A 26,696-nucleotide genomic window follows, 5' to 3' on the forward strand; every position below is an offset into this window, starting at 1 on the left:
CTCGGCCCGTGGATCGACTCACCCTGGTACTGGGAGCGACCGGTTCGACCGGACGGCGGGTGGCTGCCCGGCTCGGCGCGCGCGGGCACCCCGTCCGCAGGGCGTCGCGGCGCGGCGACGTCCCGTTCGACTGGACCGACCGCGACACGTGGCGGCCGGCCCTGGCCGGGGCGCACGGCCTCTACCTGATGGCCCCGCACGAGCTGCCCGTCGACCCGGCCTTCCTGCACGAGGCCGTCGAGCAGGGCGTGCGCCGGGTCGTGCTGCTCTCCAGCCGGGGCGTCGAGGAGATGGGCGACGAACGGCTGCTCGCCGCCGAGGAGGAGGTCCGGGCCTCGGGCACCGACTGGACGATCGTCCGCCCGGACTGGTTCGCCCAGAACTTCGACGAGGGCTTCTTCCGCCCCGCCGTGGACGCGGGCCGGCTCGCCGTCCCCCTCGGCGACACCCCGCAGGGGTTCGTGGACGCCGAGGACATCGCGGCCGTCGCCGCCACCGCGCTGACCGCGCCCGGCCACGAGGGGCGCACCTACGAGCTGACCGGCCCGCGCGCGCTGACCTTCGCCGAGGCGTTCGCGCTGATCGGCGCGGCCTCGGGCCGCGAGCTCGTGTTCGACGGCTCCCCCGAGGGCTACCGGGCCCAGCAGGAGCACCTGGGCGCGCCCGCCGGGCAGACCGAGGCCGAGATCGCCGCCTTCGCGCGCGTCCGGCCCGCGACGACCACCGATGCCGTCGCGGCGGTCACCGGGCGGACGCCGATCGACTTCGCCGACTACGCCACGCGGGTGTGGGGGGTCGTGCGGTGAGTGGACCGTTCGGCGCGGTGAGCTGCGCCGAGCGGTCTAGTCGCTGACCAGCCGCGCGGTCGGGTCCTCGCGCAGCCTGCCCAACGCCGCCACGGTCCGGTGACCGCGCCGGTCGAGCTCCTTCGCGTCGATCCAGCCCTGCGCGAAGTAGCGGTAGTCCTGGGCGAGCGCGACCAGCTCGGCGAGGTAGTCGGCGGACCGGCGACGCCGTTCCTCGTCGAACGACGCGAGCAGCGGCAACTGGGTGTCCACGACCTCGTCCAGCATCCGCGCCGCCTCCAGCGCGCGCTTCGTGCGCCTGCGCCGAGCACCCACCACATGTCCGAACACGTGCACCTCACCGCAGTCACGCAGCCCCGTCGCTGCGTGAGTCGGAATCGGCGGTCCGGGCGTTACCGGTTCGTTCCCCCACGCGCGCGCGTCAGCGGTAGGGCGACCACGGCGTCGTGGTATCGCCCAGCCGCAGCGCGGTCAGGCGTCGGCGCAGCTCGTCCCGCACATCGGGGTGACTGCGCAGGATCGGCAGCACGCTGGTGGTGAGCTTGAGCTCCCGGACTTCCCGCAGCACCGGGAAACCCGCCCACCGGGTCACGTCGAACCCGTACACCCCGGCCATCTGCCGGTACCACCGCGCGGGGTGGCCGAACCGGGCCACGCCGATCGGCAGGGTGCTCAGGTCCCACTCCCTCGGCCCGTGGCTGGTGGAGTCGAAGTCGCAGAGCACCGGCCCGTGCGGGCTGGGGATGAGGTTCCCGGGGTGCGCGTCGCCGTGCACGACGCCCTCCGGCAGCGCGGTCGTCAGGCCGGCCAGGCGCTCCTCCAGCGCGGCCACCCGCTCCTCCAGGAAATCGCGGTCCGGCGTCGACAGCTCCTCGGCATCCGCGATGCGCCCGCGCACGTCGTCCAACGGTGTCCAGCGCGGCAGCGCGAACGGGGGCGCGGGCAGCGAGTGCAGTCGGCGCAACAGGTTTCCCAGGTCGCGGCCGTCGACGGGCGGACCGCCGGACGGCACGGTGTGCCAGATCGTCGCCTGGTGCTCGCCCACGGTCAGGGGCTGCGGGAACTCCTCGACCAGCCGCACCGCGGGCACGTCGTGCGAGGCCAGCCAGCGGGCCACCCGCACGACCTTCGCGGCCCGGTGCCGCAGCGCCATCGACCCGACGATCCGCACCACCACCCGGTCGGCGGGGAGGTCGAACACGGCGTTGGAGGTGAACTTCACCAAGCGGGCGTCCCGGTGCGCCAACCCGAGGTCGGCGCAGATCCGCTCCAGCACGGTGGTCAGCGTGGCAGGGGTGAACCTGCCGTTCAGCCCGACGCCCAGGATCAGGCCGCGCTGTCGGTGCCGGTGAACTTGGCGACCCGGTCGGCCAGTTCACGTGCGTCGGGGTTGTTGCGGCGCTTCTCCGCCTCGACCTGCAACGGGAGCATGCGGTCCTTGGTGCGCACCGACTTCAGGCCCTCGGACAGGTCGATCGCCTGCTTGCCGATCCGCGCGCCGTGGTCGATGTCGCCCTCCAGCAGGTGGTTGATCGACAGCGAGGTCAGGTTGAACGACCGGCTGCGGCTCATCTCCTCGCCGAACCCGTTGATGGCCTTGGACAGGGCCGGGATCGCGATGCGGGTGTACTTCTTCGCGTCGACGGTGAGCGCGAGCTCGGTGTGCACGGTGCCGATCATCGCCGAGAGGTCGTTGGAGTCGAAGAACTTCGCCCACGCGGGCGCTTCGCCGATGTTGGCGCGCGCGAACTCGTCGCGGGCCCGGCCGAGCAGCTTCAGCGCCTGGTCGTCGGAGCCCATCTTGGCGTAGGCCCACGCCTCGTTGGCGCACAGGATGCCGACCGCGAGCTCCGAACCGGAGTTCTGCGCCGCGAGCTGACCGAGCTGGAACACCTTCAGCGCGTCGTCGGGGGCGTTCTGGTGCAGGTAGACGCGGCCCATCCGGTACAGGATGTTCGCGACCAGCTCCTCCTTGCGACCCTGCTTCGCGAGGCCGAGCGCCTGGCCGAAGTGGTTGCGCGCGGAGTCGTACAGGCCGGTGTCGAACGACGTCCAGCCGGCCAGGTTGTGCAGGTCGGCGAGGGCGACGTAGAGCCGCTCCTTCACCAGGTCGGTGGCGTTCGCGCCGAGCATCTGCTGTCCCCAGGAGAGCTGGGCGACGACGGCGTCGCGGCACGAGCCGCCGCCGTACTGGTAGTCCAGGGTGCGCAGCGCCCTGGTGGCCGCTTCCACCTGTCGGACGTCGGTCATGCCGATCCGCCCGGGGGCCGGTGTCTGCGCGGGCGACGATGCCCAAGACCCGGAGTCCGTACCGAACACGGCCGCGCCCACGGTGATGGCGGCGGCGTGCGCGAGGAACTTCCTTCGCTTCACCGACTCGTCCTCCTCAGACTGGGGTGGCTCCGCGGTCGCGGCCACCCGCACTGCTGTGGCCTCGTCGTAGGCGAGACCCATGTACCCCCTGGGGACACCCAGGCCCTGGGCGATCCGGGCCAGGACGTCGTAGGCCATGACCTGACGACCCTTGAGGATCTCCGAGACCTCGGACTGCGACTGGCCCGTCAGCGCCGCGATCTGGCGCTGGGACACGCCGTGCCGTCGGAGCAGCCGGTACACCGAACTGATCTCGCGTCTGGCCAGCGCGTCCCGCATCTCCTGCTGGTCCCAGACATCCGGCGTAACAGGAGAGCTTTGCGAACCGATGGTGTTCAATTGCGCCCCCTCACAGTCCTTTGGGCGTCATCGGCAGAGTAGGGGCACTCCCCCAAGTGCAGGAAGTGCTGATCGGCGAGGCTGATCGGCCCTGCCGAACTCCACCGACCGCTTACCGTGGAACGACCACCGGCCAGCGCTGTGACGTCCCGATCCGGGTTGAATCATCGCAATCTGAGTTCCGGTAAGCGAGTGAGTACGGAGAGGAACTCGGCTGTGGACCTGATCGAGCGGGCGGTGACCACCTCAGGTGGGTCGGCAGCGCGCGCCGTCGCCACGGCCACCCCTTCTCCGGTTTCCCCGACTGTCCGGGAGTCGACCGACCTCGACTCCGGATGGCGCGGCTCGACCGGGCAGCGTCGCTGGTGGCGGATTCGTTGCAGCGACGTGGTGGACCGGGAGCGCTGCCTCACCGTGTTGGTCGACCGGGGCCGCGTGGTCCTGGTCGGCCCGCCGGGTGAGACCGCGGTGCTCTCGGCCGATCAACTCGTACAGCTCAGGGCCGCGCTACGCGAAGCCGCCGAGCAGGCGGAAAGGTGACGGTGACGTTTCGGTGGACGAGATCCTCGGACAAGTTCTTCGCAACGCGGTGTGGGAGAGGTTGGACCTGCTCAACGAGCTGGCCAACGAGGCCGACGCCCCGTCCCTGCTCTCGGTGGCCCGCTCCGAGCTCCCCCGGCTGACCGAGGGGTGGCGGGCGCTGCTGGCCTCGCACGAACCGGACGAGAAGGGCAACTGCCCCGAGTGCTCCGGTCGGTGGCGGCAGCAGAAGAGCCCCTGCTCGGTGTGGCGCGCCGCGTACGAACACCTGGTCGCGGGCGGTTTGGCCCCGCGCCCGGCTCGGCACCTGCGCTCCGCGCCGGTGACCCCTCCGGTCACCCGGTCGCGACGTGCGGCGGTGGCCCGAGCCCACTGACGGGCGGCCCCGACCTGTCGTTCCCCCGACGCGACACGGTCGAGCACCCGCCTACTGGCCGGCGGTCCGGGACGTGCGAACCCCCGACCGCGACGAACGGACCGCCGGCCGGCCACAACTCCACAATCATCCGCGGGCCGGTGTTGTGCACCTCCCTCCCCGACCGGCACTGGTCCGCGGGCACCACGTCGGCCCCGAATGTCTGCCCCTCCCGCGCAGACATTCGGGGCCGGTTCCACGTTCGGCCCGGGTCCCGACATCGGTCGGGCGCGGAGCCGGGTCAGCGCCGGGTGCCGGTGCGCCAGGTCAGGTAGCCGGCGACGCCGGGCAGCACCCGGCCGACGAGCTCGAAACCCTTCAACTGCCACGGGAACACCCGCTCGGCGCGGTCGCGCTCCACCACCCGGACGATCTCGGTCGCCACCCGGCGCGGGGTCACCGTCGGGATCAGCCGGGCGATGGCCGGGATGCGGTCCTCGGAGCCGGGGTTGTTCGCGAAGTACCGGCTGCTCACCTTGCCGGGCACGACTTCGCTCACCCCGACGCCGGTCCCCCGCAGGTCGAGCCGCAGGGCGGCGGTCAGCCCGCGCAGCGCGTAGCGGGACGCGGCGTAACCGGTCGCGCCGGGCCACGGCAACCGCGACGCCGGCGAGTTCACGGTGACGATCCGCCCGCTCCCGCGCTGCCGCATCCCCGGCAGGAACTCCCGGGTGAGGTGCAGCGCCGCGGTGAACGGCAGCGCGGTCATCGCGACGAGCTCGGCGGTCGGCGTCTCGTCCAGGAACAGCCACCGCCCCGCGCCCGCGTTGTTGACCAGCACGTCCGGCACGCCGTGCGCGGCGACGACCTGCTCGGCGAGCGCGCGGACCCGGTCGACGTCCGCGAGGTCGGCGGGGATCGCGACGGCACGACCGCCGAACCCGGAGATCCGCTCGACGACCGCGTCGAGCGCCTCGACGCCGCGAGCGACCAGCACGACGAGCGCCCCGCGCCGGGCGAACGCCTCCGCCGCCGCCGCGCCGATGCCCTGCGACGCCCGGTGACCACCACGGTCCGACCTGACAACTGCACGAATCCTCCTGGGCGAACGGGTAGCGCGGCGTGGTCCGAAGAGGAGCTCCGGCCCGGTCGTCCACACGGGACGGCGCGCGCGGCGGTGATCGCCAAGTCGCCGTCCAGCAGCGGCAAGCGGTCGGCCGACTCCACCGGGTAGTCACCGGCCGGCGACGGGTCGGTGAACAGCCAGTTGTGCGGGTTGGCGCAGGAGGTGGTGCTCACGGCCCGTGCGCCACTCGCCCGCAACGCGCGCACCGCGAGCCCGTGTGCGAGGTTGAGGTGGTGGACGACCGGCAGCGCGTCGTGGAGCAGGGTCCGTCCCGGCGCGTGCCCGCCGACGGTGGTCGTGGTCGCGCGCGACCTCACCGGTGTCGCCGTTCGGCACGGTCCGCCTCCAAATATGAAAGTAATTCGCATTGTAGGCGTGTTGCGCCCCAACCGGAAGTGCGGCGGCCGGGGAACCGGCACTATGGAACCCCGCACACCACCTACCAGGAGTCGCCGTGACGAGTTCGACCCCACTGCGCCGGCAACCGGTGCAGCAGCGCAGCGCCAAGCGCGTCGAGCGGATGCTCGAAGCCTGTGCCTCGCTCATCGAGGAGGTCGGCTACGACGGCGTGACAACGACGCTCATCGCGGAACGGGCCGGGGTCGCGGTCGGCTCGCTCTACCAGTTCTTCCCCGACAAGCGGGCCGTCGTGCAGTCGCTGACCCTGCGCAACCTGGAGAAGTTCATCGAGACCGTGGACGGCCGCTTCACCTCGACCACGCTGGAGCACTGGTGGGACGCCGTCGACTCGATCTTCGACGTCTACGTCACGATGCACCGCGAGGTGCCCGCGTTCAGCAAGCTGCACTTCGGCGACGTGGTCGACATGCGCCTGCTGGACGACCGGCGGGACAACAACACCGTCATCTCCGACCGGATCGCGGAGATGATCTCGACCAAGTTCGACATCCCGCTGGCCGAGCTCCAGCTCCCCATCTCGATCGCGGTGGAGGCGGCGGACGGCGTGCTGAACCTGGCGTTCCGCCGCGACCAGGGCGGTGACCAGCGCATCCTGGACGAGGCCAAGGCCCTGGTGCGCGGCTACCTGTCCACCCGCCTGCCGAGCTGACCCGACGCCCGGCCAAACCGCTCAGCCGAACGACCGCCCTTCACCCCGGTAGGTCGGCACGGTCCGCACCACCACGTCCCCGTCCACGACGTGGTAGTGCGTGAACCGCTCGGCGAGCTCGCCGGCCTTGGCGTGCCGCAGCCACACCCGGTCCCCGGGGGCCAGGGCGTCGGCCGCCCGGCCGACCACGGGCGTCTGCACCTCGCCCGCGCCCTCCAGCGGCAGCAGCCTCAGCCCCGCCGGCAGGTGCGGCGTCGGCCGGCGGTCGGGTCCGGCCGGGCCGGACGCGACGTACCCGCCGGAGAACAGCGTGGCCACGTGCTTCCCGGGCCGCCGCACCACGGGCAGCGCGAACAGCACGGCCGGCCGGGGCCGGAAGCCGGTGTACCCGTCGAACAGGGTCGGCCCGATCAACCCGGACCCGGCGGCCAGCTCGGTCACCGACTCGTCCGCCCCGGTCAGCTCCAGGCTCCCGGTGCCGCCGCCGTTGACGAAGTCCAGGTCCGCCACCCGGCGCACCGCCGCCACGGCCTCGGCGCGCCGGTCGAGGAGTTCCGCCGCCGACCGCTTCTGCATCCACCGCAGCGCGCGCCCGAGCAGCGGTCTCCCGGGCGGCGCGTCGCCGAGCCCGGCGATCTGCCCCTCGTACGCCATCACGCCCACCAGCCGGAACCCCGGCCGGTCGGCGATCCGCCCGGCCAGCACCCCGGCGTCGCGCGCGGTGTGCACGGGCGAGCGGCGCGGGCCGACGTGCAGTCCGGGCACGGGCCGCCAGGACACGTCGAACTCCAGGCACACCCGGAGCTCCGGGTGACCGGGCCCGAGCGCGGCGGTGACCAGGTCGAGGTGGGCGGTCGAGTCGACCACGATCGTGACCCGGCGGCGGGCCCGCTCGTCCCGCGCGAGCTCGCGCAGCGCACACCGGTCCGCCGTCGGGTAGGCCACCAGCAGGTCCTCGGCGACGTCCAGCGACGACAGCCAGAGCGCCTCGGCCAGTGAGTAGCACATCACCCCGGCGTATCCCGGCCGGGCGAGCACTCGTTCGAGCAACCAGCGGACCCGCACGGACTTGCTGGCCACCCGCACGGGCCGACCGCCCGCACGGCGCACCAGGTCGGCCGCGTTGTGGTCGAACGCGCCCAGGTCGACGGTCGCGAACGGAGGGTCGAGCTCCTTCGTCGCGCCGTCCAGGCGGCTTCGGGGTTGCATGGGCCTACGATACTTGAAAGGTGAAATGTTTTCACCTACGGTTCGTGGACCGAAGCACACCGGAGGTGGTGGTCATGGGCACGCCGTGGACCAACTGGGCGCGCACCGCGACCGCGAACCCGCACCGGGTGGAGCACCCGGCGAGCGCCGACGAGCTGAGCACCGCCGTCGCCTCGGCCTCCCGCGTGCGCCCGCGCGGGAGCGGGCACTCCTTCACCGACATCGCCGTCGCCCCCGGCACCGCCCTCGACCTCGACCGCTGGACCGGGGTCACCGACGTCTCCGGCACCCTCGTCACGGTCCGCGCCGGCACCACGCTCCGGCAGCTCAACGCCCTGCTCGACGTCCTGGGCCTGGCCCTGCCCAACCTCGGCGACATCGACGCCCAGACCATCGCGGGCGCGACCGCCACCGGCACCCACGGCACCGGCGCGGAGTTCGGCGGCCTGGCCACCCGGATCACCGCGCTGGACCTGGTCCTGGCGAACGGCGAGCAGGTCCGCTGCTCGGCCACCGAGCGCCCCGACCTGTTCGCCGCCGCCCGGGTCGGCCTCGGCGCGCTCGGCGTGATCAGCACGATCACCCTGCGCTGCGTGCCCGCCTTCGTGCTGCACGCCCGGGAGACGCCCGGCCGGCTCGACGCCGTCCTGGAGGAGTTCGACCACCTCACGGCCGTGGAGGACCACGTCGAGTTCCACTGGTTCCCGCACAGCGACGACGTGATCGTGAAGCGCGACAACCGGGTCGACGAGCCCCCGGCCCCGCTGTCCGCGCTCCGCCGCTTCTACGAGTACGAACTGGTGGAGAACGGCGCTTTCGGCCTGGTCTGCCGGGTCGCGAAGACCTTCCCGGCCACCACCCGGGGCCTGAACCGGCTGTGCGGCAAGCTGATCTCCGAGCGCGTCTACCGCGACGTCTCGCACCGCGTGTTCGTCACCCCGCGCCGGGTCCGGTTCGTGGAGTCCGAGTACGCGGTGCCGCGCGGCGAACTGCACGCGGTGCTCGCCGAGCTGCGGCGGGCGGTCGCGAAGCTGGACCACGGCGTGATCGTGCCGGTCGAGGTGCGGGTGGCGCGGGGCGACGACATCTGGCTGTCCACCGCGCACGGCCGCGACAGCGCCTACATCGCCGTCCACCAGTACCTCGGGATGCCCTACCGGCGGTACTTCGACGCGTTCGAGAAGATCGCCGTCGCGGTCGGCGGCCGGCCGCACTGGGGCAAGGTGCACACCCGCCGCGCCGCCGACCTGGCCCCGGTCTACCCGCGCTTCGCGGACTTCCGGCGGCTGCGCGCCGAACTCGACCCGGGCGGCAAGTTCACCAACGACTACCTCGACCGGGTGCTCGGGAACGCCTCGGCGACCGGCGTCGACCCGGAGACCACCTCGTAGACGTGCCGCGCGGTCTCCGGCCGCGCCAACGACTCCACGACCACGGCGGCCACGTCCGCGCGCGGCACCTGCCCGCGCAGCTCCCGCTCGGACACCTCGACCAGCCCGGTACCCGGCTCGTCGGTCAACCGGCCGGGCCGCAGGATCGTCCACGCCAGCGGCAGCGCGCGCAGCGCGTCATCGGCCGCGGCCTTGGCCCGCAGGTAGGCGTCGAACACCTCGTCGCCGGTCACCCGGCCGATGCCGGTGGTGCTGATCTGCACGTACCGGGACACCTCGGCCGCCACGGCCGCCGCCGCGAACAGTCGCGCCGCCTCGCGGTCCACGGCGTCCTTGCGGGCCACGCCACTGCCGGGGCCCGCCCCGGCGGCGAACAGCGCGGCGTCCGCGCCGCCCAGCACGCGGGCGAGTTCGTCCTCGGTGGTGCGCTCCAGGTCGCACAGCACCGGCGAACCGCCGGCCGCGCGCACGTCGTCGAAGTGGTCCGGGTCGCGCACCAGCGAGACCACCTGATCACCCCGCCGGGCCAGCAGCCCGGTCGTCAGCAGTGCGATCTTCCCGTGCCCACCCGCGATCACCAGACGCATGGGACCGACGGTAGATCAGGAAGCGGTGGTCAGCAGTTGTTCGTAGACCAGTTCATTCACCCATCGGGTGGTCGCGGTGTCCTCGACCGGCACGGTCTCGTTGCGCCCGGCCACGTCCGTGGACAGCTCGCACGCCTCGTCGGCCAGCAGCACCGAGACGCCGTAGCGGCGGACTCGCGGCAGGCAGTTGCCGAGGTAGTCGTGGGTGAACGCGACCGAGGAGGGCAGCACGGCCGCCGCGTTCCCGAACCGGGCGAAGGGCACCGCCGACGCGAGCGCGGTCCGCCAGTGGCGGGCGACCGCCAGCACCCCGATGATCCGCACGGCGGCCGGTGGCACCCGGCCGTCCATCTCGGGCCACACCCAGGTGGACACGGCGGTGCGGTCGGACTCGGGGCCCGTGCCCAGGCAGACGCGCTCGGCGTGCGCGTCGGCGAGCAGCTCGGCGACGACGATGACCTTGCGGCCCATCAGCACCATCTCGGGGAGCACCACACCGTGCCAGCCGAGCCGCATCGCGGCGGCGGCGGCCAGCTCCTCCGCGGAGCCGGGCAGTTCCGGAACCGGGATCGCGATGGACGACAGCGCCCGTGCGTCGCCGGTGTCCGCGATCCGTGCTGGTGTGCTGCTCACGCCAGGGCCTCCTCGGCAACCACGGCGGTGGGCCCCGCCGCGTTTCGACTCGTGCTCTGCATAAGACCTACCACCCGTCAACTCCACCGCCCCCGGCTCACCGGGCCCCTGCGATCGGCGGCGGGGACGCATCGGTAACCGGTCGATACCGCCTGACGGGAGTTCTGCCCGGCCATGCTGCCGTCCGGGTGACGTGCCCGGCCCCCGACCCTGGAAAAAGGTGCTCAGCGTGCCCACCCCAGCCACGCGCCGGCCACGGAAGTGACGCGCGCCACCACAAGCACCCCCGGTCGACCGACCGTTCACCGCCTCAAACCGACCGACCGCCCCCCGCCCGCCCGTTCACCGCGGGAAATCCGCGTCGATCGGCCGACGCGGTCACCCCCGCGGTCGCGAGCGCGACGGATTCCGGGGTTCCCGGCTATCGGCCTGTTCGGCGTCCTTTTGAGGACGGGTACTCCCCCGGTCGCATTCGCGGCGGATTTCGCACGGACCGCTGTCGGGCCCATTCCTCCGGCTACCGCCCGCGTGCGCGCCCGTGCGATGAAGATCACCACCCGATCGCGGGCCGACGCCACCGGCACGGACTCCGGGCCGGCCACCCGCCCGCGCCGCTGCGTGACGCACATCACCAATCGAGACAGCGGATCGACGCGAACGGACTACTCCCCCGACTAGCCCGAACGAGTGGTCTACGCCACAGGGACCCGCGTGCGCGAAGGTCCGGGAAAAGCGAAGAGGCCCCGCACTTGCGGGGCCTCTTCGCTTACTTCTACTCTCGAAGCCAGGGAGTGATTCCTGGTTCTGAGTGGGCGAGGGGGGAGTTGAACCCCCACGTCCTTTCGGACACACGGACCTGAACCGTGCGCGTCTGCCATTCCGCCACTCGCCCGGAGCGACGAGGAGAACCTTAGCACGGCCCTCGTCCGGGTTACCAATTGCCCCGTGTACCGCCACGTCACCCCGGATACGATCGGTCCGGAGAAGTCGACCGGGTCGGGAGGGTTGCCGTGGGCCGCGTACAGCGCTTCGAGCGTCGTCTCGAAGGCATCGTCGGCAACACCTTCGCGCGCGTGTTCGGCGGCAACGTCGTCCCGCAGGAAGTGGCCCAGGCCCTGGAGCGGGAGGCGGAGCTCAACGTCCGCGAACTGGCGGGTGGCAGGCTGCTGGCCCCGAACCACTACCAGGTTTTCCTGGGCCCCCAGGACCACGACCGGCTTGCCGGTGACGGCCAGGATGAACTACGCATCACCCAGCTCCTCGGGGACTCCGTCCGGGAGCACCTGGAGGAGAGCGGATGGGACACCTATGGTGACGTCGTAGTCTCCCTGGAGCGCTCCGACGCGCTGCACACCGGACAGTTCCGAACCAGCTCGTCCGTCGACCCCGATGTGAAAGTTTCCAGCCGACGGTCAGCACCACCTCGCACAGGAGACGGATCCATGAGCCAGCCTCCCGGCTACGGACAAGGACAGGGCCAACCCGGCTACGACCCCTACGCGCAGGGCGGCTACGGCCAACAGCAGGGTTATGACCAGCAGCAGGGCTACGGCCAGCAGCAGCCGGGCTACGACCAGGGTTACGCCCAGCAGCCCGGTTACGACCAGGGCTACGGCCAACAGCAGCAGCAGCCGGGCTACGGCCAGCCGGGTTACGACCAGGGCTACGGCCAGCAGCCCGGTTACGACCAGGGCTACGGCCAGCAGCAGCAGGGTTACGACCAGGGCTACGGCCAGCAGCAGCAGCCCGGTTACGACCAGGGCTACGGCCAGCAGCCGGGCTACGACCAGGGTTACGCCCAGCAGCCGGGCTACGGCCAGCAGGGGTACGACCAGGGCTACGGCCAGCCCGGCTACCAGGACCCGGCGCAGGGCTACGCCCCGCCGGCGGTCCAGTCCGGCGCGCGCCAACTGGCCGCGACCCTGCACCTGGACGACGGCTCGAACCGGACCTACAACCTGAAGCAGGGCGGCAACGTGGTGGGCCGCGGCCAGGAGGCGGACTTCCGGCTGCCCGACACCGGGGTGTCCAGGAGGCACCTGGAGATCACCTGGGACGGGCACAGTGCCATGCTCGCTGATCTCGGTTCGACAAACGGGACCACGGTGAACGGCACTCCGGTGCAGACTTGGCAGCTCGCGGAAGGCGACGTCGTCCGCATCGGCCACTCCTCGCTGGTCTTCCGCACCCAGGGCTAGTGGTCGAGACGGGCGAAGGCGTGACGGCACTCAAGGCAGGAGCGGTTACAACCGGTGCCAGAGCTGGTGATGCAGCTGACCAGAGCGGGCTTCCTCGTCCTGCTCTGGTTGTTCGTGTTGGCTGCGCTGAGGGTGGTCCGGTCCGACCTGTACGCGGCGTCGGGGCAACGCGTTCCGACGCCCGGAGTACTGCGTAGAGGTGCCAAGAAGGCCGCCAAGGGGAACAAAGCACCACGTCAACTCGTCGTGACGCACGGCGCGCTGGCGGGTACCCGCATCTCCCTGGACGGCAGGCCGATCATGATCGGCCGCGCGGACGACTCCACGCTCGTGCTGGACGACGACTTCGCGTCGACCAGGCACGCGCGGCTGTCCATGCGCGGTACCGACTGGTACGTGGAGGACCTCGGCTCCACGAACGGCACCTATCTCGACCGGGCGAAGGTCACGGCCCCACTCCGGGTCCCGCTCGGCTCCCCGATCCGGATCGGCAAAACGGTGATCGAGCTGCGATCATGACCCTCGTCCTTCGATACGCGGCCCGCAGCGACCGGGGCCTGGTTCGTTCCAACAACCAGGACTCCGTGTACGCCGGCCCCCGACTGCTCGCGCTCGCCGACGGCATGGGCGGACACGCCGCGGGCGAGGTGGCCAGCAAGGTGGTCATCGCCGCCCTGGCCCCGCTCGACGACGACGAGCCCGGTGACGACCTGCTCGGCCAACTGCGCGAGGCGGTGATCGCCGGCAACGGCGCGATCTCCGAGCTGGTGCAGTCCGACCCCGACCTGGACGGCATGGGCACGACGCTCACCGCCGTGCTGTTCGCGGGCTCCCGGCTGGGCATGGTGCACATCGGCGACTCGCGCGCCTACATGGCCCGCAACGGCACGTTCACCCAGATCACGCACGACGACACGTTCGTCCAGTCGCTGATCGACGAGGGCCGGATCACCGAGGAGGAGGCGGCGACGCACCCGCAGCGGTCGCTGCTGCTGCGCGCGCTGACCGGCCACGAGGTGGAACCGCGCCTGATGGTGCGCGAGGCCCGCCCCGGCGACCGCTACCTCCTGTGCTCCGACGGCCTGTCCGGCGTGGTGAGCCTGGAGACGCTGGAGGAGGCCATCCGCATCCCGGACCCGCAGGCCTGCGCGGACCGGATGATCGAACTGGCGCTCAAGGGCGGCGGACCGGACAACGTGACGGTCGTGATCGCCGACGTGGTCGACGTCGACTTCGGGGAGGACGTCCCGATAGTGGGCGGCGCGGCCGGCGACGGCAGCGAAGACCCACCTCCCCCCGACTCGCCCGCCTCGCGGGCGAGTTCGATAACGGGACCCCGGCCGGTCCCGCCGAGGGTCGAGCCGCCGCCGCCGGTGGACCCGCGCCGCGCGCGCGGCAACCGGATCAAGGCGCTGGCCCTGGTGGTGTTCCTGCTCCTGCTGCTGGTGGCGGCGGGTCTGGGCACCCGCTGGTACGTGCTGCGCCAGTACTACGTGGGCGCGGGGCCGGACGGCCAGGTGTCGGTGTTCCGGGGCGTTCCGGGCAGCGTGCTGGGCTTCGACCTGCACACGCTGGTGGAGGGCTCGTGCCCGCCCGGGGCGCAGGCGTGCGAGCCGATCAAGGTGGACGACCTGAAGGTCTCCACGCGGGACGTGGTGCGCAACGGCATCACCGACGTGGACGGCCAGGAGGGTGCCCGGGAGGCCATCCGCCGGCTGCGCACCGAGCAGACGCTGCCGTTCTGCCCGAAGGAGCAGACGACCGGCACCGCCCCCACGACCACGACCACCCCGGTGGACCCGTCGGCGACCACCACCACGCCGACCGCGTCCACCACCTTGGAGGGCACCCCGCTGCCCTCGCCCGTGCAGAAGCCGGGCACGGATTGCCGGAAGGGTCAGTAGACTTATGGGTTCGCCGGTCCCCGGCGCGGAGGGCAGGCCGCCCGCGACTGCGGGAGGCGGCACCCCGCTCGCGGCAAGCACCTCGCCGGGGTTGAAGCCGCCCACGAAGCGCTCCACGGAACTGTTCCTGCTCGCGTTCGCCGCCGGCCTGGTGACGATCGCGCTGATCCTGGTGGAGGCGAACCAGGAGCAGGAGCTCACGATGAACATCGTGTGGCTCGGCCTCGCCTACATGGGCCTGCTCACCGTCGCGCACCTCGCGGTGCGCTGGTGGGCCCCCTACGCCGACCCGGTGATCCTGCCGTGCGTGGCGATGCTCAACGGCCTGGGCCTGGTGATGATCCACCGGATCGACCTGGCGATGGCCGACGTGAAGCTGCCGAACAACGGGGTGTGGTCGCCGGCCGCGCCCAAGCAGGTGCTCTGGACGGCGATCGCGCTGGTGCTGTTCTGCACCGTGCTCAAGGTGCTGTCCGACCACCGCACGCTGGCCCGCTACGGCTACACGTTCGGTTTCGTCGGCCTGATCGCGCTGGTCCTGCCAGGCGTGCTGCCGAGCTTCATCGCGCCGGAGATCAACGGCGCGAAGATCTGGCTCAGCTTCGGCGCGTTCTCCATCCAGCCGGGCGAGTTCGCGAAGATCCTGCTGATGGTCTACTTCGCCGCGTTCCTGGTGTCCAAGCGCGAGCTGTTCACCACGGCGGGCCGCCGCTTCCTGGGGCTGGACCTGCCGCGCGCGCGCGACCTGGGCCCGCTGATCGGCGCGTGGCTGATCGGCGTCGGCATCATGGTCTTCCAGAAGGACCTGGGCTCGTCGCTGCTCTTCTTCGGCATCGTGCTCGTGCTCCTCTACGTGGCGACCGAGCGCGCGGCGTGGGTGGTGATCGGCGTGGTGCTGTTCTGCGTCGGCGCGGTCATCGCGTGGAAGATGTTCGGCCACGTCCAGATCCGGGTGGCGAACTGGCTCGACCCGTTCGCGGACGCGACGAACAAGGGCTACCAGATCGTCCAGTCGCTGTTCGGGCTCGGCACCGGCGGCCTGTTCGGCGCGGGTCTGGGCGGCGGCCGGCCGGACCAGATCCCGGAGGCGAACACCGACTTCATCACGGCGGTGATCGGCGAGGAGCTGGGCTTCGTGGGCCTGGCGGCGGTGCTGCTGATCTACACCGTGTTCGCGATGCGCGGGATGCGCGGCGCGCTGGCCGTGCGCGACACGTTCGGCAAGCTGCTGGGCGGTGGTCTGGCGTTCGCGGTGGCGTTCCAGATCTTCATCGTCATCGGCGGGGTCACCAAGCTGATCCCGATGACCGGCATCACCGCGCCGTTCCTGTCCTACGGCGGGTCGTCGCTGCTGGCGAACTACATCCTGGTGGCGCTGCTGCTGCGGATCTCCGACGCGGCGCGCTCGCCGAAGGCCACGCCCAAGCCCCGGCCCCAGCAGCCCGCGATCGCCGACCAGTTCACAGTCATGGTGGAGCGTCCCAAATGAACACACCGCTCCGTCGCGTCGGCGTGGCCATGATGGTCATGATGCTGCTGTTGCTGGCCAACGCCACCTACGTGCAGGTCATCAAGGCCGACGACTACCGCAAGGACCCGCTGAACCGGCGGGTGGTGCTCGACCAGTACTCCCGCGAGCGCGGCCAGATCATCGCGGCGGGCGGCGAGCCGCTGGCGACCGTGGAGAAGACCACCGACCGGCTGCGCTACCTGCGCAAGTACGCGGGGCCCGCGTTCGCGCCGGTGACCGGCTACTTCTCCACCGTCTACGGCGCGGGCGGCCTGGAGCGGGCCGAGGACGACCTGCTCAACGGCTCGGACGACCGGCTGTTCACCCGCCGGGTGTCGGACCTGATCACCGGCCGGGACCCGAAGGGCGGCAGCCTCCAGCTCACCGTGGACGCGGCGCTCCAGCAGGCCGCCTTCGACAGCCTCCAGGGCGTGACCGGCGCGGTGGTGGCGATCCGGCCGCAGACCGGCGAGATCATCGCCATGGCGTCCACCCCGTCGTTCGACCCGAACTCGCTGGCCAGCCACGACGTGGACGAGCAGCAGACCGCGTGGAAGGGGCTGACCGCCGAGGACGCCGGCCTGCCGCTGCTCAACCGCTCGGTCGCGGGCCTCTACGCGCCCGGTTCGACGTTCAAGCTGGTGGTGGCGGCGGCGGCGCTGGCCGAGGGCAAGACCAAGGACAGCGAGGTCGACGGCCGCCCGGTGATCACCCTGCCGGGTACCGACACCACGCTGCCGAACTTCAACGACTCCAACTGCGGCAACGGCGTGACCGCCAGCCTCCAGGAGGCGTTGGCGAAGTCGTGCAACACCGCGTTCGCGGTGCTGGCCGACCAGCTCGGCAAGGACAAGCTGACCAAGCAGGCGGCCAAGTTCGGGTTCGACGACTCGGACCTGAAGGTGCCGCTCTCGGTGGAGACGTCCACGCTGGGTCCCATGAAGGACCGGCCCTCGATCTACCAGACCGGCATCGGCCAGCGGGACGTGCTGGTCACGCCGCTGGAGAACGCGGTGATCGCGGCGACCATCGCGAACGGCGGGGTGCGGATGCGCCCGCACCTGATCCACAAGGTCCTCGCGCCCGACCTCCAGGTGATCAGCGAGGACAAGGGCGACGACCTCGCCGACGCGATGGAGGTCGAGCACGCCCGCGCGCTGCGCGACATGATGGTCGAGTCGGAGAAGAACACCTTCCAGGGCGGACGCCTGTCCGGGGTGACGATCGCGTCGAAGACCGGCACCGCCGAGCGCGGCGAGGACGTGAAGGCCACCAAGCCGAACGCCTGGTACGTGGCGTTCGCGCCGGCCGAGAAGCCGGAGATCGCGATCGCGGTCATCGTGGAGAACGGTGGTGACGTGGGCCTGGCCGCCACCGGCGGTCGGGTCGCCGCGCCGATCGGCCGCTCGGTCATCGGCGCGTACCTCGGGAGCCGATGATGCTGACCTCCGGCCAGTTGCTCGCCGAGCGGTACCGCCTGTCGAAGCGGATCGCGGTGGGCGGCATGGGCGAGGTCTGGGAGGCCGCCGACACCCGGCTGGACCGCAAGGTCGCGGTGAAGGTGCTCAAGGCGGAGCTGTCCGGTGACGCGGAGTTCCTCAACCGGTTCCGGATCGAGGCGCGCACGACGGCGTCGCTGAACCACCCCGGGATCGCCGCGGTGCACGACTACGGCGAGACGGCGTCGGTGCCGGACGGGCCGGAGGACACCGCGTACCTGGTGATGGAGCTGGTCGAGGGCGAACCGCTGGCGGCGGTCATCGCGCGCGGCCGGCTGGGCGCGGACCGCACGCTCGACGTGCTGGAGCAGGCGGGCAACGCGTTGCAGGCGGCGCACGAGCGCGGCCTGGTGCACCGGGACGTGAAGCCGGGCAACATCCTGGTGACGCCGACCGGCACGGTGAAGATCACCGACTTCGGCATCGCGAAGGCGGCCGACGCGGCACCCGTGACGCACACCGGCATGGTCATGGGCACCGCCCACTACATCGCGCCGGAGCAGGCGCTGGGGCACGCGGCCGAGCCCGCGAGCGACGTGTACGCGCTGGCCGTGTGCGGGTACGAGTGCCTCACCGGCCACCGCCCGTTCCTGTCCGAGAACGCGGTGACCGTGGCGATGATGCACATCAGGGACATCGCGCCCCCGCTGCCGCCGGACGTGCCGCCGGGCCCCCGCGCGCTGATCGAGGCGACCCTGGTGAAGGACCCGCGCCAGCGCTACCGCAACGGCGGCGAGTTCGCGGCGGCGGTGGGCGCGGTCCGCGCCGGCCAGCCGCTGCCCGCGCCGACCGGCCTGGCCATGGTGGTCGGGTCGGCCCCGACCCCGGTCCCGCAGCCGGGCCCGCAGCAACTGCCGCCGCAGCCGGCACCCCCTCCGCCACCGCAGGCGGTGTCCCAGCCGATGGGACAACCGATGGGACAACCGGCCCACCCGTCGATGCCGTTGACCCATCCGGGCTCCCGTCCCGGGATGCAGCCGGTACCGCCGCAGGTGAACACTCCGCGCACGGGCGCTTTCGGACCGTTGCCACCGCCGCCACGGCCACCGGGGCGCAATCGCGCCCTGCTGTGGGTTATGGTCGCTGTGCTGGTGGCCGTGCTGCTGGTACTCGGCGTGGTCATCCTGCGCGGGTTGGGCGAGGACGACGAGGGGCCCGGTGGGACGAGCCAGCAGGGCACCACGAGTGCCCACCCGTCCCCGCAGGACTCCACCGATCGTCTCCCCGGCAAGCGGACGGCCACGATCGCGCAGGCCGATTTCGTCGACCGCCCGGCCGACGAGGTCGCGAAGGAGCTCTCCGGGTACGGCCTGGAGCCGGAGGTGCGCGCCGACCGGGGTGACGTGCCACGGGACCAGCGGACGTGCCTGGTGTCGGATGTGAGCCCGACCGGTGAAGTTGCGATCGGCTCACGGGTGACGGTGACGTGTGTACCGACGTAACGGCCGAACGGTACTAAGGCGGACGGAAGCGATGGCAGGACCGTTGACGAGGAGCGGGACGAAGCACTGATGAGCACTCCGCGACTGCTCTCCAACCGCTACGAACTGGGTGAGACCCTCGGCTACGGCGGTATGTCGGAGGTCCACAAGGGCCGCGACGTGCGGCTCGGCCGGGACGTGGCGATCAAGGTGCTCCGTGCCGACCTCGCCCGCGACACCCAGTTCCAGGAGCGGTTCCGGCGGGAAGCCCAGAACTCCGCGGCGCTGAACCACCCCGCCATCGTCGCCGTCTACGACACCGGTGAGACGAACACCGAGTACGGTCCGCTGCCCTACATCGTCATGGAGTTCGTCGACGGCCGGACGCTGCGCGACATGGTGAAGACGCAGGGCCCGCTGACCGGCAAGCGCGCCATGGAGATCATGGCCGACGTGTCGGCGGCGCTGGACTTCAGCCACCGGCACGGGATCGTGCACCGGGACGTGAAGCCCGCCAACGTGATGATCACCAGGGCCGGCGCGGTGAAGGTGATGGACTTCGGCATCGCGCGCGCCGTGCACGACGGCCAGGCCGCGGTGACCCAGACGGCCGCGGTGATCGGCACCGCGCAGTACCTCTCCCCCGAGCAGGCGCGCGGCGAGGCGGTGGACGCCCGGTCCGACGTGTACGCGTCGGGCTGCGTGCTGTTCGAGCTGCTGACCGGCGAACCGCCGTTCACCGGCGACTCACCGGTGGCGGTGGCCTACCAGCACGTGCGGGAGGACCCGAAGCCGCCGTCGACGCTGAACCCGAAGGTGACGCCCGCGCTGGACGCGATCGTGCTCAAGGCGATGGCGAAGGGCCCGGCGAACCGCTACCAGTCGGCCGCCGAGATGCGCGCGGACCTGGTGCGCGTGCTGTCCGGCCAGCGCCCGTCCGCGCCCGCGGTGATGACGCCCGAGGACCGCACCGCGGTGATGAACCAGTCGCCGCGCACCGAGGTGGCCTCCGGCGGGCGGCACCGCCCGTCCGCGCTGCGCGAGGAGCCGGACGACTACGACCCGGTGGCCGAGGAGGAGGAAGAGCGCAAGGCCCGGCGCAAGAGGACGATCATGATCACGCTGGTCGTCCTGCTCTGCGTCGCCGTGCTGGGGCTCGCCGTCTGGATCACCACCTCGCTGCTGGACAAGCCCGACAACGCCGCCTCGAACAAGGTGCCGATCCCGGAGCTGAAGGGCCAGACCGCCGCGTCCGCGTCCGACGAGCTGCGCCGGCTCGGCCTGGAGCCGGTGCTGGTGAACAAGCCGTGCCAGCCCCAGCCCGGCGGGGCACCGACCTGCACCCCGGAGCAGGTCGGCCAGGTGCTGGAGACCGACCCGCCGTCCGGCCGCGAGGTCGACAAGTACTCCAAGATCAACCTGGTGGTCGGCGCGCCCCCCGAGGCCGTCGAGGTCCCCGACGTGCGGGGGCTCGCGCCCACCGACGCCCAGAAGAAGCTCGAAGAGGGCAACTGGGTCTTCAAGCAGGCCACCGAGACCACCGAGGTCGAGGACCCGAACCTGGTCGGCAAGGTCGCCGACCAGAGCCCCGCCCCCGGCACCAAGGCACCCAAGGGCAGCACGATCACGCTGACCATGGGCAAGGGCCCGGACCACGTGCAGGTCCCCGACGTCACCGGCCAGACGCTCCAGCGGGCCCGCGAGACGCTGGAGGGCAACGGGTTCAAGGTGCAGACCAAGGACGCGGACAGCCCCCGGGACCAGGGCGAGGTCGTGGCCCAGAACCCGGCACCCGGTCGCGCCGAGAAGGGCTCGATCGTCACGCTGAGCGTGTCGAAGGGCAACCAGTTCCTGATGCCGGACCTGACGGGGCTGACCGAGGGCCAGGCGCGCGCGAAGCTGGGCCAGCTCGGCTGGACCGGCGACCTGAACATCTCGGAGCGGGTCCCGACCACCGAGCTGGGCCAGGACAAGAAGATCTCCGAGACCGAGATCAAGACCGACCAGCCGGTGGGCAAGAACGCCCGGATCAACGTCAAGGTGTTCGACTTCAGGGTCGTGACCACGACGACCCGGTAGTCGTGAACGTGGAAAGGCCCCCGGCTCCGAGGAGCCGGGGGCCTTCGTCGTCGGGTCAGACCTGGCGGGCCGCCGCCGCCAGGTCGCGCATCCCGTTCTCCAGCTCGACCACGGTCCCCTCCGGGACCTCGAAGCCGCACACGCCGAGCCAGTTGGCGAGCATCCGGTGGCCGCCCTCGGTGAGCACGGACTCCGGGTGGAACTGGACGCCCTCCACCGGCAGTTCCCGGTGCCGCATGGCCATCACCACACCGGTGTCGGTGCGGCCGGTGACCTCGAACTCGGCCGGGATGGTGTCCGGGAGCACGGTCAGCGAGTGGTACCGGGTCGCGGTGAACGGGCTGGGCACGCCGGCCAGCACGCCCGCGCCGTCGTGGTGCACGACGGAGGTCTTGCCGTGCAGGAGTTCCGGGGCGAGGTCGACGGTGCCGCCCCACACCGCGCCGATGGCCTGGTGGCCGAGGCACACGCCGAACACCGGGACGCCGCGATCCGCGCAGTGGCGGATGACGTCCATGCTCCGGCCCGCCTTGTCCGGGGTGCTGGGGCCGGGGCTGACCAGCACGCCACCGACCTCGGCGATCTCGTCGAGCTCCACGGCGTCGTTGCGCCGCACCACGCACTCGACCCCGAGCTGGGCCAGGTACTGGACGAGGTTGTAGACGAAGCTGTCGTAGTTGTCGACCACGAGCACGCGCATGGCCGCCAGCGTAGCCGTGACCAACCTCTCGCCTGAAGTCAGCTTAGGCTCACCTAACCTATACTCATGACACGTTCTCTGCGCGTCGCCGTCGTCGGCGCGGGCCCAGCGGGCATCTACGCCGCCGACATCCTGACCAAGTCGGACGCGGACGTCTCGATCGACCTGTTCGAGCGGATGCCCGCCCCGTACGGCTTGATCAGGTACGGCGTCGCCCCGGACCACCCGCGCATCAAGGGCATCGTGACCGCCCTCCAGCGGGTGCTCGACCGGCCGGAGATCCGCTTCTTCGGCAACGTCGAGTACGGCGTGGACCTCAAGCTCGACGACCTGCGCCAGTTCTACGACGCGGTGATCTTCTCCACCGGCGCGGAGAAGGACCGGGCCCTCGACCTGCCCGGCATCGACCTGGCCGGCTCCTACGGCGCGGCCGACTTCGTGTCCTGGTACGACGGCCACCCGGACGTGCCGCGCACCTGGCCGCTGACCGCGTCCCAGGTCGCCGTGCTCGGCGTCGGCAACGTCGCGCTGGACGTCGCCCGCATCCTCGCCAAGACCGCCGACGAGCTGCTGACCACCGAGATCCCGGACAACGTCTACGAGGGGCTGAAGGCCAGCCCGGTCACCGACGTGCACGTGTTCGGCCGGCGCGGGCCCGCCCAGGCCAAGTTCACCCCGCTGGAGCTGCGCGAACTCGACCACTCGCCGAACGTCGAGGTCATCGTGCACCCGGAGGGCATCGACTTCTGCGCCGCCAGCATGGCGTCCATCCGGTCGAACAAGCAGGTCGAGATGGTGGTCAAGACCCTCCAGGAGTGGGCGATCCGCGACGTCGGCACCCGTCCTCGGCGGCTGCACCTGCACTTCCTGGAGGCCCCGGTCGAGGTGCTCGGCGCGGACGGCTCGGTCACCGGCCTGCGCACCGAGCGGATGCGGCTGACCGGCGACGGCGGCGTCGAGGGCACCGGCGAGATCACCGACTGGCCCGTGCAGGCGGTCTACCGGGCGGTCGGCTACCTGTCCTCGCACCTCGCCGACCTGCCGTTCGACCACACCTCGGGCACCGTGCCGCACCAGGCGGGCCGCGTGCTGGACCTGGACGACCAGGCCATCACCGGGGTCTACGTCACCGGCTGGATCAAGCGCGGCCCGATCGGGCTCATCGGCCACACCAAGGGCGACGCGCTGGAGACGGTGACGAGCCTGCTCGCCGACGCGCCGAACCTGCCCGAGGCCCCGGTCCACGACCCGGACGCCGTGGTCCGGTTCCTGGAGCAGCGCGCGGTGCCGTTCACGACCGTCGACGGCTGGCGCAAGCTCGACGCGCACGAGATCGCGCTGGGCGTGGAACGGGGCCGCGACCGGGTCAAGGTCGTGGATCGCGGGACCATGACGGACGTCTCCCGCGCCTGACTCCGCCCGACCCCCGTCGGCACGACCCGGCCGGAGCCCGCACCGCGGGCTCCGGCCGTCGTCGCTACTGGGTCGTCACGTTGTTGAACGGCAACTTCGGCTCCGCCCACGGGAACACCACGAACATCAGCAGCGCCACCACCCCGGCCACCAGGACCAGGGCCTCCAGCACGCGCACCGGTAGCGGGCCCGGGAGGTGCCGCCAGATCCAGCCGTACATCACTGCTCCTTGAGCTCTTCAGGCACGAACCCGGGGGCCTTGGGGTACGCCTGGGTCAGCACCGCGTGCACGATCAGCCGCTGCTTGTCGGAGAACCGGGGGTGGCAGGTGGTGAGCGTCATCAGGGCCGCCTGCTGCGCCTCGGGCGCGGTCCCGGCGAAGTGCGGCACCGCGTTGATCACCTCGCCCTGGCTGGGCAGCACGATCTCCTGGCCGACCGTCTTGTCGTAGGACCCGCCCAGCGGCGCGACCTCCGCGCACCTCGGCGACGTCGACTTCTCGGTCTGCGCCCACCCGGCGACCTCGGACGACTTGGGCAGCATCCGGTAGACGAACCAGTCGGTCCGGGTCTCGACGACCACCGCGTCGCACGAGTTCAGCAGGTCCAGGTCGTTGAACGGCGCGCCCTTGCCGACCCGGTGCCCGGCGACCGCGAAGTTGCCCGGACTCCCGGGCAGCGCGGTGTTCGGGTAGTGCCCGGGGCCGATCTCCAGGTCCTTGTCGGTGGTGCCCTCGACCACGGAGAACTTGTAGTCGGGGCCGAACACCGGGATGTACATCTTGGCGAACGCCTGGCCCGCGATCAGGTCGTGCTTCGCCTGCCGCTGCTCGTCGGTCGGTTCGACCGTGTTCGCGCCCCACTCGTCGTCCAGGGCGTGCGTGGCGTCGTCCTGCTTGCCGGCCGAGATGAGGTCGGTGACGTACACCTCGTAGACCACGAACAGCAGGATCACCAGACCGGCCGTGATCAGCAGCTCGCCCACCGCGCGGACGGTCTTGCGGCCGGCGCTGTCCTGGGGCGGCGGCGGGGGCTCCGCGCGGTCGTCCTCGTCGCGGTGCTCGTCGTCGAACTCGTCGTCGTAGGCGTCGTCGTAGGCGTCCCGGACCGGGGCGATGACCTCGGTGGGCGGGTCGTCGGGCCGGGGCCGGGGCGGTGGTGCGGGCCGCACGCCGGGCGGCGGACCCGGCGGCGGACCCGGTCGCGGCGGGTTCGGGCCGGGCGGCGGCGGGAGGCTGCCGGAGAACGCGTTGGTGTACCGGGTGGCCTCGGCCGGCATCGGTCCGGGGCGGGGTGCGCGCCGGTGCGGCACCGCCCGGCCCTGGAAGGGGCGGTCGTCCCCGGTGAGCCGACCGCTCAGCGACGGGGTGTCCGCGCCGGGTTCCGGACCGCGCGGCGCGACCGCCCGGGGCTGCCCCGCCGGGGGGGTCGGCGGCCTGCGGACCGAAGGCTCGTCCCAGGTCCCCGACGAGATCTGGGTGACCTCCTCCGGCTCGAACGGCGGTGGTGTGACGGGTCGGCGGTCCCCTGGCCTGGGGCGAGGTGGCCGTCCCGGCGGCAGGCCCGACGGGCCGCCTCGCGGCGGGGGCGGGTCGTGGCTCACCGAAATCCTCCCGGTCCGAACGTTCCAGAACTGCGCTGTGCTCTTCAGTGACCTGCTCGGCTACGTTAACGTGTTCATCCAGCAGTGGACGTAAACTCGCGCCACTGGGAGCTCATCCACCCCCGTCAGGCGAGGACAGAATGCCCAAGTCCAAGGTCCGCAAGAAGGCCGTGTACACGGCACCGTCCGATCGCCGCACCCCGGTGAAGGTGAAGGCGGCCGGTCCGTCCCACCCGGTCTACATCGCGGTGATGCTCGGTCTGATGCTGCTCGGCCTGGCGTGGCTGGTGGTCAACTACATCGCGGGCGAGAAGGTCCCGGTGATGATGGACCTCGGGAGCTGGAACTTCGGCATCGGGTTCGCCCTGATGATCGTCGGACTGCTGATGACCATGCGGTGGCGCTGACCACGCGCTACGCCACGTGGCGGACGGCCCGGACGTGTCACGCGTCCGGGCCGTCGCGCGTCCACCGGTCGTCCACCCGGTTCACCGGGGGGTCACCGAAGCACAGCGGTGTAACTCATCCCCAATGGGGACAACTCCTGTGGACAACTTTGCGCCAATTTGCACAAGCGCCGGTAGAACCCTCCAGTTGTCCACATGGGGAACACTCGGAGGGGTGACCGAACACCCCTCCTGGTCCCCCAGGCCCGTCGCCGTCGGCCTCACGTGGGCACTGGCCGCGATCGTGCTCCTGGGAGCCGCGCTGAGCGCCGAGAACACCACCCGACTGCTGTTGGGCACCGCGACCGCCTTCCTGGCCGCCCTGGCCGCGTACGGCACCGTCCTGCGGCCCCGGCTGGCCGCCGACGACACCGGGCTGACCCTCCGGACCGTCACCGGGCCGCGCCACCTGCCCTGGCACGAGGTCAAGGTCAAACTCGCGCACACCCGGCGGCTCGGCCGCGAGGTGACCACGCTGGAGCTGGACTGGGAGCGCGGCGAGGACGAGCAGCTCTACGTGCTGACCGTCACCGACCTGGGCGCGGACCCGCGCGACGTGGCCGACGTGCTGCACGCGCTCAGGCCGTGAGGCCGGTGGCGGGCACCGGCACCGGGACGTCCACCGGGACCGGTCAGCCGAGCTGACCGGTCCGCACGAACGCCATCACCACCAGCAGGACGACCGCGCCCGCCACCGCCGCGACCTGGTACCGGTCGCGGTGCGCGGCCGGCGCGTAGATCAGCCCGGCGGCCACCGCCGCGCCGACGACCAGCCCGCCCAGGTGGCCGAGCAGCGAGATGCCCGGCAGCGTGAAGCTGAGCACCAGGTTCAGGCCGATCACGCCGAGCGCCGAGCCGGGGTTGAGCTTGAGCCGCAGCACGGCCACCAGCAGCGCGCCCATCAGGCCGTAGACCGCGCCGGACGCGCCGGCCACGGGCGTGTTCACCCCGCCGAACAGGTAGACCGCGACCCCGCCGCCGAGCAGCGACACCAGGTACACGGCCAGGAAGCGGACCTTGCCGAAGGCCGGCTCCAGGTCCCGCCCCAGCACGTACAGGGCGATCATGTTCAGCCCCAGGTGCGCGAACCCGAAGTGCAGGAACCCGGACGTGAGCAGCCGCCACCACTCCCCGGCCCAGACGCCCGCCGGCCACAGGAAGAACTCCGCGAACAGGGGCGACCGCTCGTTGTTCGCGATGCTGCCGGCCTGGATCGCGGTCACGACGTAGGCCAGCACGTTCAGCGCGATGAGCGCCGGCGTGGCGATCAGCTTCTGCGAGAGCTCGGCACCGACCAGCGTCCTCTTGCTCCGGACCGTGCTCCGGGCCTCGGCGACGCAGTCGACGCAGTGGTGGCCGACCGAGGCCTCGCGGAGGCACTCCGGGCAGGCGGGCCGCCCGCACCGGGTGCACCGCAACCCGGTGGCCCGGTCCGGGTGCCACGCGCAGACGGCGGCACCGGCCGGGTCACCGGGGGAAGCGGGCGAAGTCATCGT

General features: G+C 71.8%; 26 protein-coding genes and 1 tRNA gene. 15 read left to right on the top strand and 12 right to left on the bottom strand.

Translation table 11 applies throughout. The features are described 5' to 3' along the window. Positions 1-8: 8 nt before the first annotated feature. The gene (locus tag AB0G01_RS03945) at positions 9-806 is read left to right on the top strand and encodes an NAD(P)H-binding protein (protein ID WP_360939392.1); all 798 of its coding nucleotides are present in this window, start codon (positions 9-11) and stop codon (positions 804-806) included. 36 nt (positions 807-842) lie between these two features. Here AB0G01_RS03945 and AB0G01_RS03950 read toward each other — a convergent pair whose 3' ends face one another. The 3 genes from AB0G01_RS03950 to AB0G01_RS03960 form a co-directional block, all read right to left on the bottom strand. Further along, positions 843-1,136, bottom strand: a complete 294-nt coding sequence (locus tag AB0G01_RS03950; RefSeq protein ID WP_360939394.1) for a hypothetical protein — start codon at positions 1,134-1,136, stop codon at positions 843-845. Between the two features lie 91 nt (positions 1,137-1,227). Next, positions 1,228-2,118: an aminoglycoside phosphotransferase family protein gene (locus tag AB0G01_RS03955; RefSeq protein ID WP_360939862.1), complete on the bottom strand. Its 891-nt coding sequence runs from the start codon at positions 2,116-2,118 to the stop codon at positions 1,228-1,230. A gap of 14 nt (positions 2,119-2,132) precedes the next feature. Next, positions 2,133-3,458 carry a helix-turn-helix transcriptional regulator gene (locus AB0G01_RS03960; protein WP_360939396.1) on the bottom strand — a complete coding sequence of 442 codons (1,326 nt, stop codon included), beginning with the start codon at positions 3,456-3,458 and terminating at the stop codon, positions 2,133-2,135. Between the two features lie 252 nt (positions 3,459-3,710). Between AB0G01_RS03960 and AB0G01_RS03965 the strand changes: the two genes are divergently transcribed. Both AB0G01_RS03965 and AB0G01_RS03970 read left to right on the top strand, forming a co-directional pair. Beyond that, positions 3,711-4,058: a hypothetical protein gene (locus AB0G01_RS03965; protein ID WP_360939398.1), complete on the top strand. Its 348-nt coding sequence runs from the start codon at positions 3,711-3,713 to the stop codon at positions 4,056-4,058. Positions 4,059-4,071: 13 nt separating this feature from the next. After that, positions 4,072-4,434, top strand: a complete 363-nt coding sequence (locus AB0G01_RS03970; RefSeq protein ID WP_041311488.1) for a hypothetical protein — start codon at positions 4,072-4,074, stop codon at positions 4,432-4,434. A gap of 280 nt (positions 4,435-4,714) precedes the next feature. On the opposite strand, the gene AB0G01_RS03975 is transcribed toward AB0G01_RS03970, so the two are convergent. Continuing rightward, positions 4,715-5,410, bottom strand: a complete 696-nt coding sequence (locus tag AB0G01_RS03975) for an SDR family NAD(P)-dependent oxidoreductase (protein WP_360939400.1) — start codon at positions 5,408-5,410, stop codon at positions 4,715-4,717. A 583-nt stretch (positions 5,411-5,993) separates the two neighbouring features. Between AB0G01_RS03975 and AB0G01_RS03980 the strand changes: the two genes are divergently transcribed. After that, positions 5,994-6,608, top strand: a complete 615-nt coding sequence (locus tag AB0G01_RS03980; protein ID WP_360939402.1) for a TetR family transcriptional regulator — start codon at positions 5,994-5,996, stop codon at positions 6,606-6,608. Positions 6,609-6,629: 21 nt separating this feature from the next. Here AB0G01_RS03980 and AB0G01_RS03985 read toward each other — a convergent pair whose 3' ends face one another. Next, the gene (locus tag AB0G01_RS03985; protein ID WP_360939404.1) at positions 6,630-7,817 is read right to left on the bottom strand and encodes an amino acid deaminase/aldolase; all 1,188 of its coding nucleotides are present in this window, start codon (positions 7,815-7,817) and stop codon (positions 6,630-6,632) included. A 74-nt stretch (positions 7,818-7,891) separates the two neighbouring features. Between AB0G01_RS03985 and AB0G01_RS03990 the strand changes: the two genes are divergently transcribed. After that, positions 7,892-9,208: a D-arabinono-1,4-lactone oxidase gene (locus tag AB0G01_RS03990; RefSeq protein WP_360939864.1), complete on the top strand. Its 1,317-nt coding sequence runs from the start codon at positions 7,892-7,894 to the stop codon at positions 9,206-9,208. Here the strand turns inward: AB0G01_RS03990 and AB0G01_RS03995 are convergent. From AB0G01_RS03995 to AB0G01_RS04005, 3 genes are all read right to left on the bottom strand, one after another. Then, positions 9,145-9,795, bottom strand: coding sequence for an NAD(P)H-binding protein (locus AB0G01_RS03995; RefSeq protein WP_360939406.1), 651 nt, complete (start codon positions 9,793-9,795; stop codon positions 9,145-9,147). The two genes, AB0G01_RS03990 and AB0G01_RS03995, sit on opposite strands and share 64 nt — an antisense overlap. Positions 9,796-9,810: 15 nt before the next feature. Then, positions 9,811-10,428, bottom strand: coding sequence for a hypothetical protein (locus AB0G01_RS04000; RefSeq protein WP_360939408.1), 618 nt, complete (start codon positions 10,426-10,428; stop codon positions 9,811-9,813). 809 nt (positions 10,429-11,237) lie between these two features. Then, a tRNA-Leu gene (locus AB0G01_RS04005) sits at positions 11,238-11,320 on the bottom strand. Between the two features lie 118 nt (positions 11,321-11,438). Here AB0G01_RS04005 and AB0G01_RS04010 point away from each other — a divergent pair. From AB0G01_RS04010 to pknB, 7 genes are all read left to right on the top strand, one after another. Next, positions 11,439-12,626 carry a DUF3662 and FHA domain-containing protein gene (locus AB0G01_RS04010; protein ID WP_360939410.1) on the top strand — a complete coding sequence of 396 codons (1,188 nt, stop codon included), beginning with the start codon at positions 11,439-11,441 and terminating at the stop codon, positions 12,624-12,626. Between the two features lie 54 nt (positions 12,627-12,680). Continuing rightward, complete coding sequence (locus AB0G01_RS04015; protein WP_015097475.1) at positions 12,681-13,145, top strand: FHA domain-containing protein; 465 nt, start codon at positions 12,681-12,683, stop codon at positions 13,143-13,145. Further along, complete coding sequence (locus AB0G01_RS04020; protein ID WP_360939413.1) at positions 13,142-14,530, top strand: protein phosphatase 2C domain-containing protein; 1,389 nt, start codon at positions 13,142-13,144, stop codon at positions 14,528-14,530. The genes AB0G01_RS04015 and AB0G01_RS04020 overlap by 4 nt, the downstream gene beginning before the upstream one ends. A 4-nt stretch (positions 14,531-14,534) precedes the next feature. Continuing rightward, positions 14,535-16,019 (top strand): FtsW/RodA/SpoVE family cell cycle protein, encoded by a 1,485-nt coding sequence (locus AB0G01_RS04025; protein WP_360939415.1) that lies wholly within the window; start codon positions 14,535-14,537, stop codon positions 16,017-16,019. After that, positions 16,016-17,479 (top strand): penicillin-binding protein 2, encoded by a 1,464-nt coding sequence (locus AB0G01_RS04030; RefSeq protein WP_360939417.1) that lies wholly within the window; start codon positions 16,016-16,018, stop codon positions 17,477-17,479. Before AB0G01_RS04025 ends, AB0G01_RS04030 begins: the two co-directional genes overlap by 4 nt. Then, the gene (locus AB0G01_RS04035; RefSeq protein ID WP_360939866.1) at positions 17,479-18,981 is read left to right on the top strand and encodes a serine/threonine-protein kinase; all 1,503 of its coding nucleotides are present in this window, start codon (positions 17,479-17,481) and stop codon (positions 18,979-18,981) included. The genes AB0G01_RS04030 and AB0G01_RS04035 overlap by 1 nt, the downstream gene beginning before the upstream one ends. Before the next feature lie 69 nt (positions 18,982-19,050). Then, a complete protein-coding gene (pknB, locus tag AB0G01_RS04040) occupies positions 19,051-21,039 on the top strand; it encodes a Stk1 family PASTA domain-containing Ser/Thr kinase (protein ID WP_360939419.1) in 1,989 nt (662 codons plus the stop codon). Between the two features lie 55 nt (positions 21,040-21,094). On the opposite strand, the gene AB0G01_RS04045 is transcribed toward pknB, so the two are convergent. Next, positions 21,095-21,739 (bottom strand): aminodeoxychorismate/anthranilate synthase component II, encoded by a 645-nt coding sequence (locus tag AB0G01_RS04045; protein WP_360939421.1) that lies wholly within the window; start codon positions 21,737-21,739, stop codon positions 21,095-21,097. A gap of 66 nt (positions 21,740-21,805) precedes the next feature. Between AB0G01_RS04045 and AB0G01_RS04050 the strand changes: the two genes are divergently transcribed. Next, positions 21,806-23,152: an FAD-dependent oxidoreductase gene (locus AB0G01_RS04050; protein ID WP_360939423.1), complete on the top strand. Its 1,347-nt coding sequence runs from the start codon at positions 21,806-21,808 to the stop codon at positions 23,150-23,152. Between the two features lie 64 nt (positions 23,153-23,216). Here the strand turns inward: AB0G01_RS04050 and AB0G01_RS04055 are convergent, their stop codons facing one another. Then, positions 23,217-23,372 carry a hypothetical protein gene (locus tag AB0G01_RS04055; RefSeq protein WP_360939425.1) on the bottom strand — a complete coding sequence of 52 codons (156 nt, stop codon included), beginning with the start codon at positions 23,370-23,372 and terminating at the stop codon, positions 23,217-23,219. Further along, positions 23,372-24,754 (bottom strand): class E sortase, encoded by a 1,383-nt coding sequence (locus AB0G01_RS04060; RefSeq protein ID WP_360939427.1) that lies wholly within the window; start codon positions 24,752-24,754, stop codon positions 23,372-23,374. Before AB0G01_RS04060 ends, AB0G01_RS04055 begins: the two co-directional genes overlap by 1 nt. 140 nt (positions 24,755-24,894) lie before the next feature. Between AB0G01_RS04060 and crgA the strand changes: the two genes are divergently transcribed. Together crgA and AB0G01_RS04070 are read left to right on the top strand one after the other, a co-directional pair. After that, positions 24,895-25,161 carry a cell division protein CrgA gene (crgA, locus tag AB0G01_RS04065; protein WP_360939429.1) on the top strand — a complete coding sequence of 89 codons (267 nt, stop codon included), beginning with the start codon at positions 24,895-24,897 and terminating at the stop codon, positions 25,159-25,161. A 214-nt stretch (positions 25,162-25,375) separates the two neighbouring features. After that, entirely contained in the window at positions 25,376-25,789 is a 414-nt protein-coding gene (locus tag AB0G01_RS04070; RefSeq protein ID WP_360939431.1) for a PH domain-containing protein, read from the top strand. Positions 25,790-25,832: 43 nt separating this feature from the next. Here the strand turns inward: AB0G01_RS04070 and AB0G01_RS04075 are convergent, their stop codons facing one another. Further along, a complete protein-coding gene (locus tag AB0G01_RS04075) occupies positions 25,833-26,693 on the bottom strand; it encodes a rhomboid family intramembrane serine protease (protein WP_360939433.1) in 861 nt (286 codons plus the stop codon). Positions 26,694-26,696: the final 3 nt, after the last annotated feature.

The organism is Actinosynnema sp. NPDC023587 (assembly GCF_040640215.1).
Lineage (GTDB): Bacteria > Actinomycetota > Actinomycetes > Mycobacteriales > Pseudonocardiaceae > Actinosynnema.

Bases quoted from the DNA above. Each gene is read 5' to 3' on its own strand.
- AB0G01_RS03990 (WP_360939864.1), top strand. From the start codon at position 7,892: ATGGGCACGCCGTGGACCAACTGGGCGCGCACCGCGACCGCGAACCCG.
- crgA (WP_360939429.1), top strand. From the start codon at position 24,895: ATGCCCAAGTCCAAGGTCCGCAAGAAGGCCGTGTACACGGCACCGTCC.
- AB0G01_RS03960 (WP_360939396.1), bottom strand. From the start codon at position 3,458: ATGCGGGACGCGCTGGCCAGACGCGAGATCAGTTCGGTGTACCGGCTG.
- AB0G01_RS04075 (WP_360939433.1), bottom strand. From the start codon at position 26,693: ATGACTTCGCCCGCTTCCCCCGGTGACCCGGCCGGTGCCGCCGTCTGC.
- AB0G01_RS04020 (WP_360939413.1), top strand. From the start codon at position 13,142: ATGACCCTCGTCCTTCGATACGCGGCCCGCAGCGACCGGGGCCTGGTT.
- AB0G01_RS04025 (WP_360939415.1), top strand. From the start codon at position 14,535: ATGGGTTCGCCGGTCCCCGGCGCGGAGGGCAGGCCGCCCGCGACTGCG.
- AB0G01_RS04030 (WP_360939417.1), top strand. From the start codon at position 16,016: ATGAACACACCGCTCCGTCGCGTCGGCGTGGCCATGATGGTCATGATG.
- AB0G01_RS04050 (WP_360939423.1), top strand. From the start codon at position 21,806: ATGACACGTTCTCTGCGCGTCGCCGTCGTCGGCGCGGGCCCAGCGGGC.
- AB0G01_RS03985 (WP_360939404.1), bottom strand. From the start codon at position 7,817: ATGCAACCCCGAAGCCGCCTGGACGGCGCGACGAAGGAGCTCGACCCT.
- AB0G01_RS04055 (WP_360939425.1), bottom strand. From the start codon at position 23,372: ATGTACGGCTGGATCTGGCGGCACCTCCCGGGCCCGCTACCGGTGCGC.
- AB0G01_RS04035 (WP_360939866.1), top strand. From the start codon at position 17,479: ATGCTGACCTCCGGCCAGTTGCTCGCCGAGCGGTACCGCCTGTCGAAG.
- AB0G01_RS04045 (WP_360939421.1), bottom strand. From the start codon at position 21,739: ATGCGCGTGCTCGTGGTCGACAACTACGACAGCTTCGTCTACAACCTC.
- AB0G01_RS03995 (WP_360939406.1), bottom strand. From the start codon at position 9,795: ATGCGTCTGGTGATCGCGGGTGGGCACGGGAAGATCGCACTGCTGACG.
- pknB (WP_360939419.1), top strand. From the start codon at position 19,051: ATGAGCACTCCGCGACTGCTCTCCAACCGCTACGAACTGGGTGAGACC.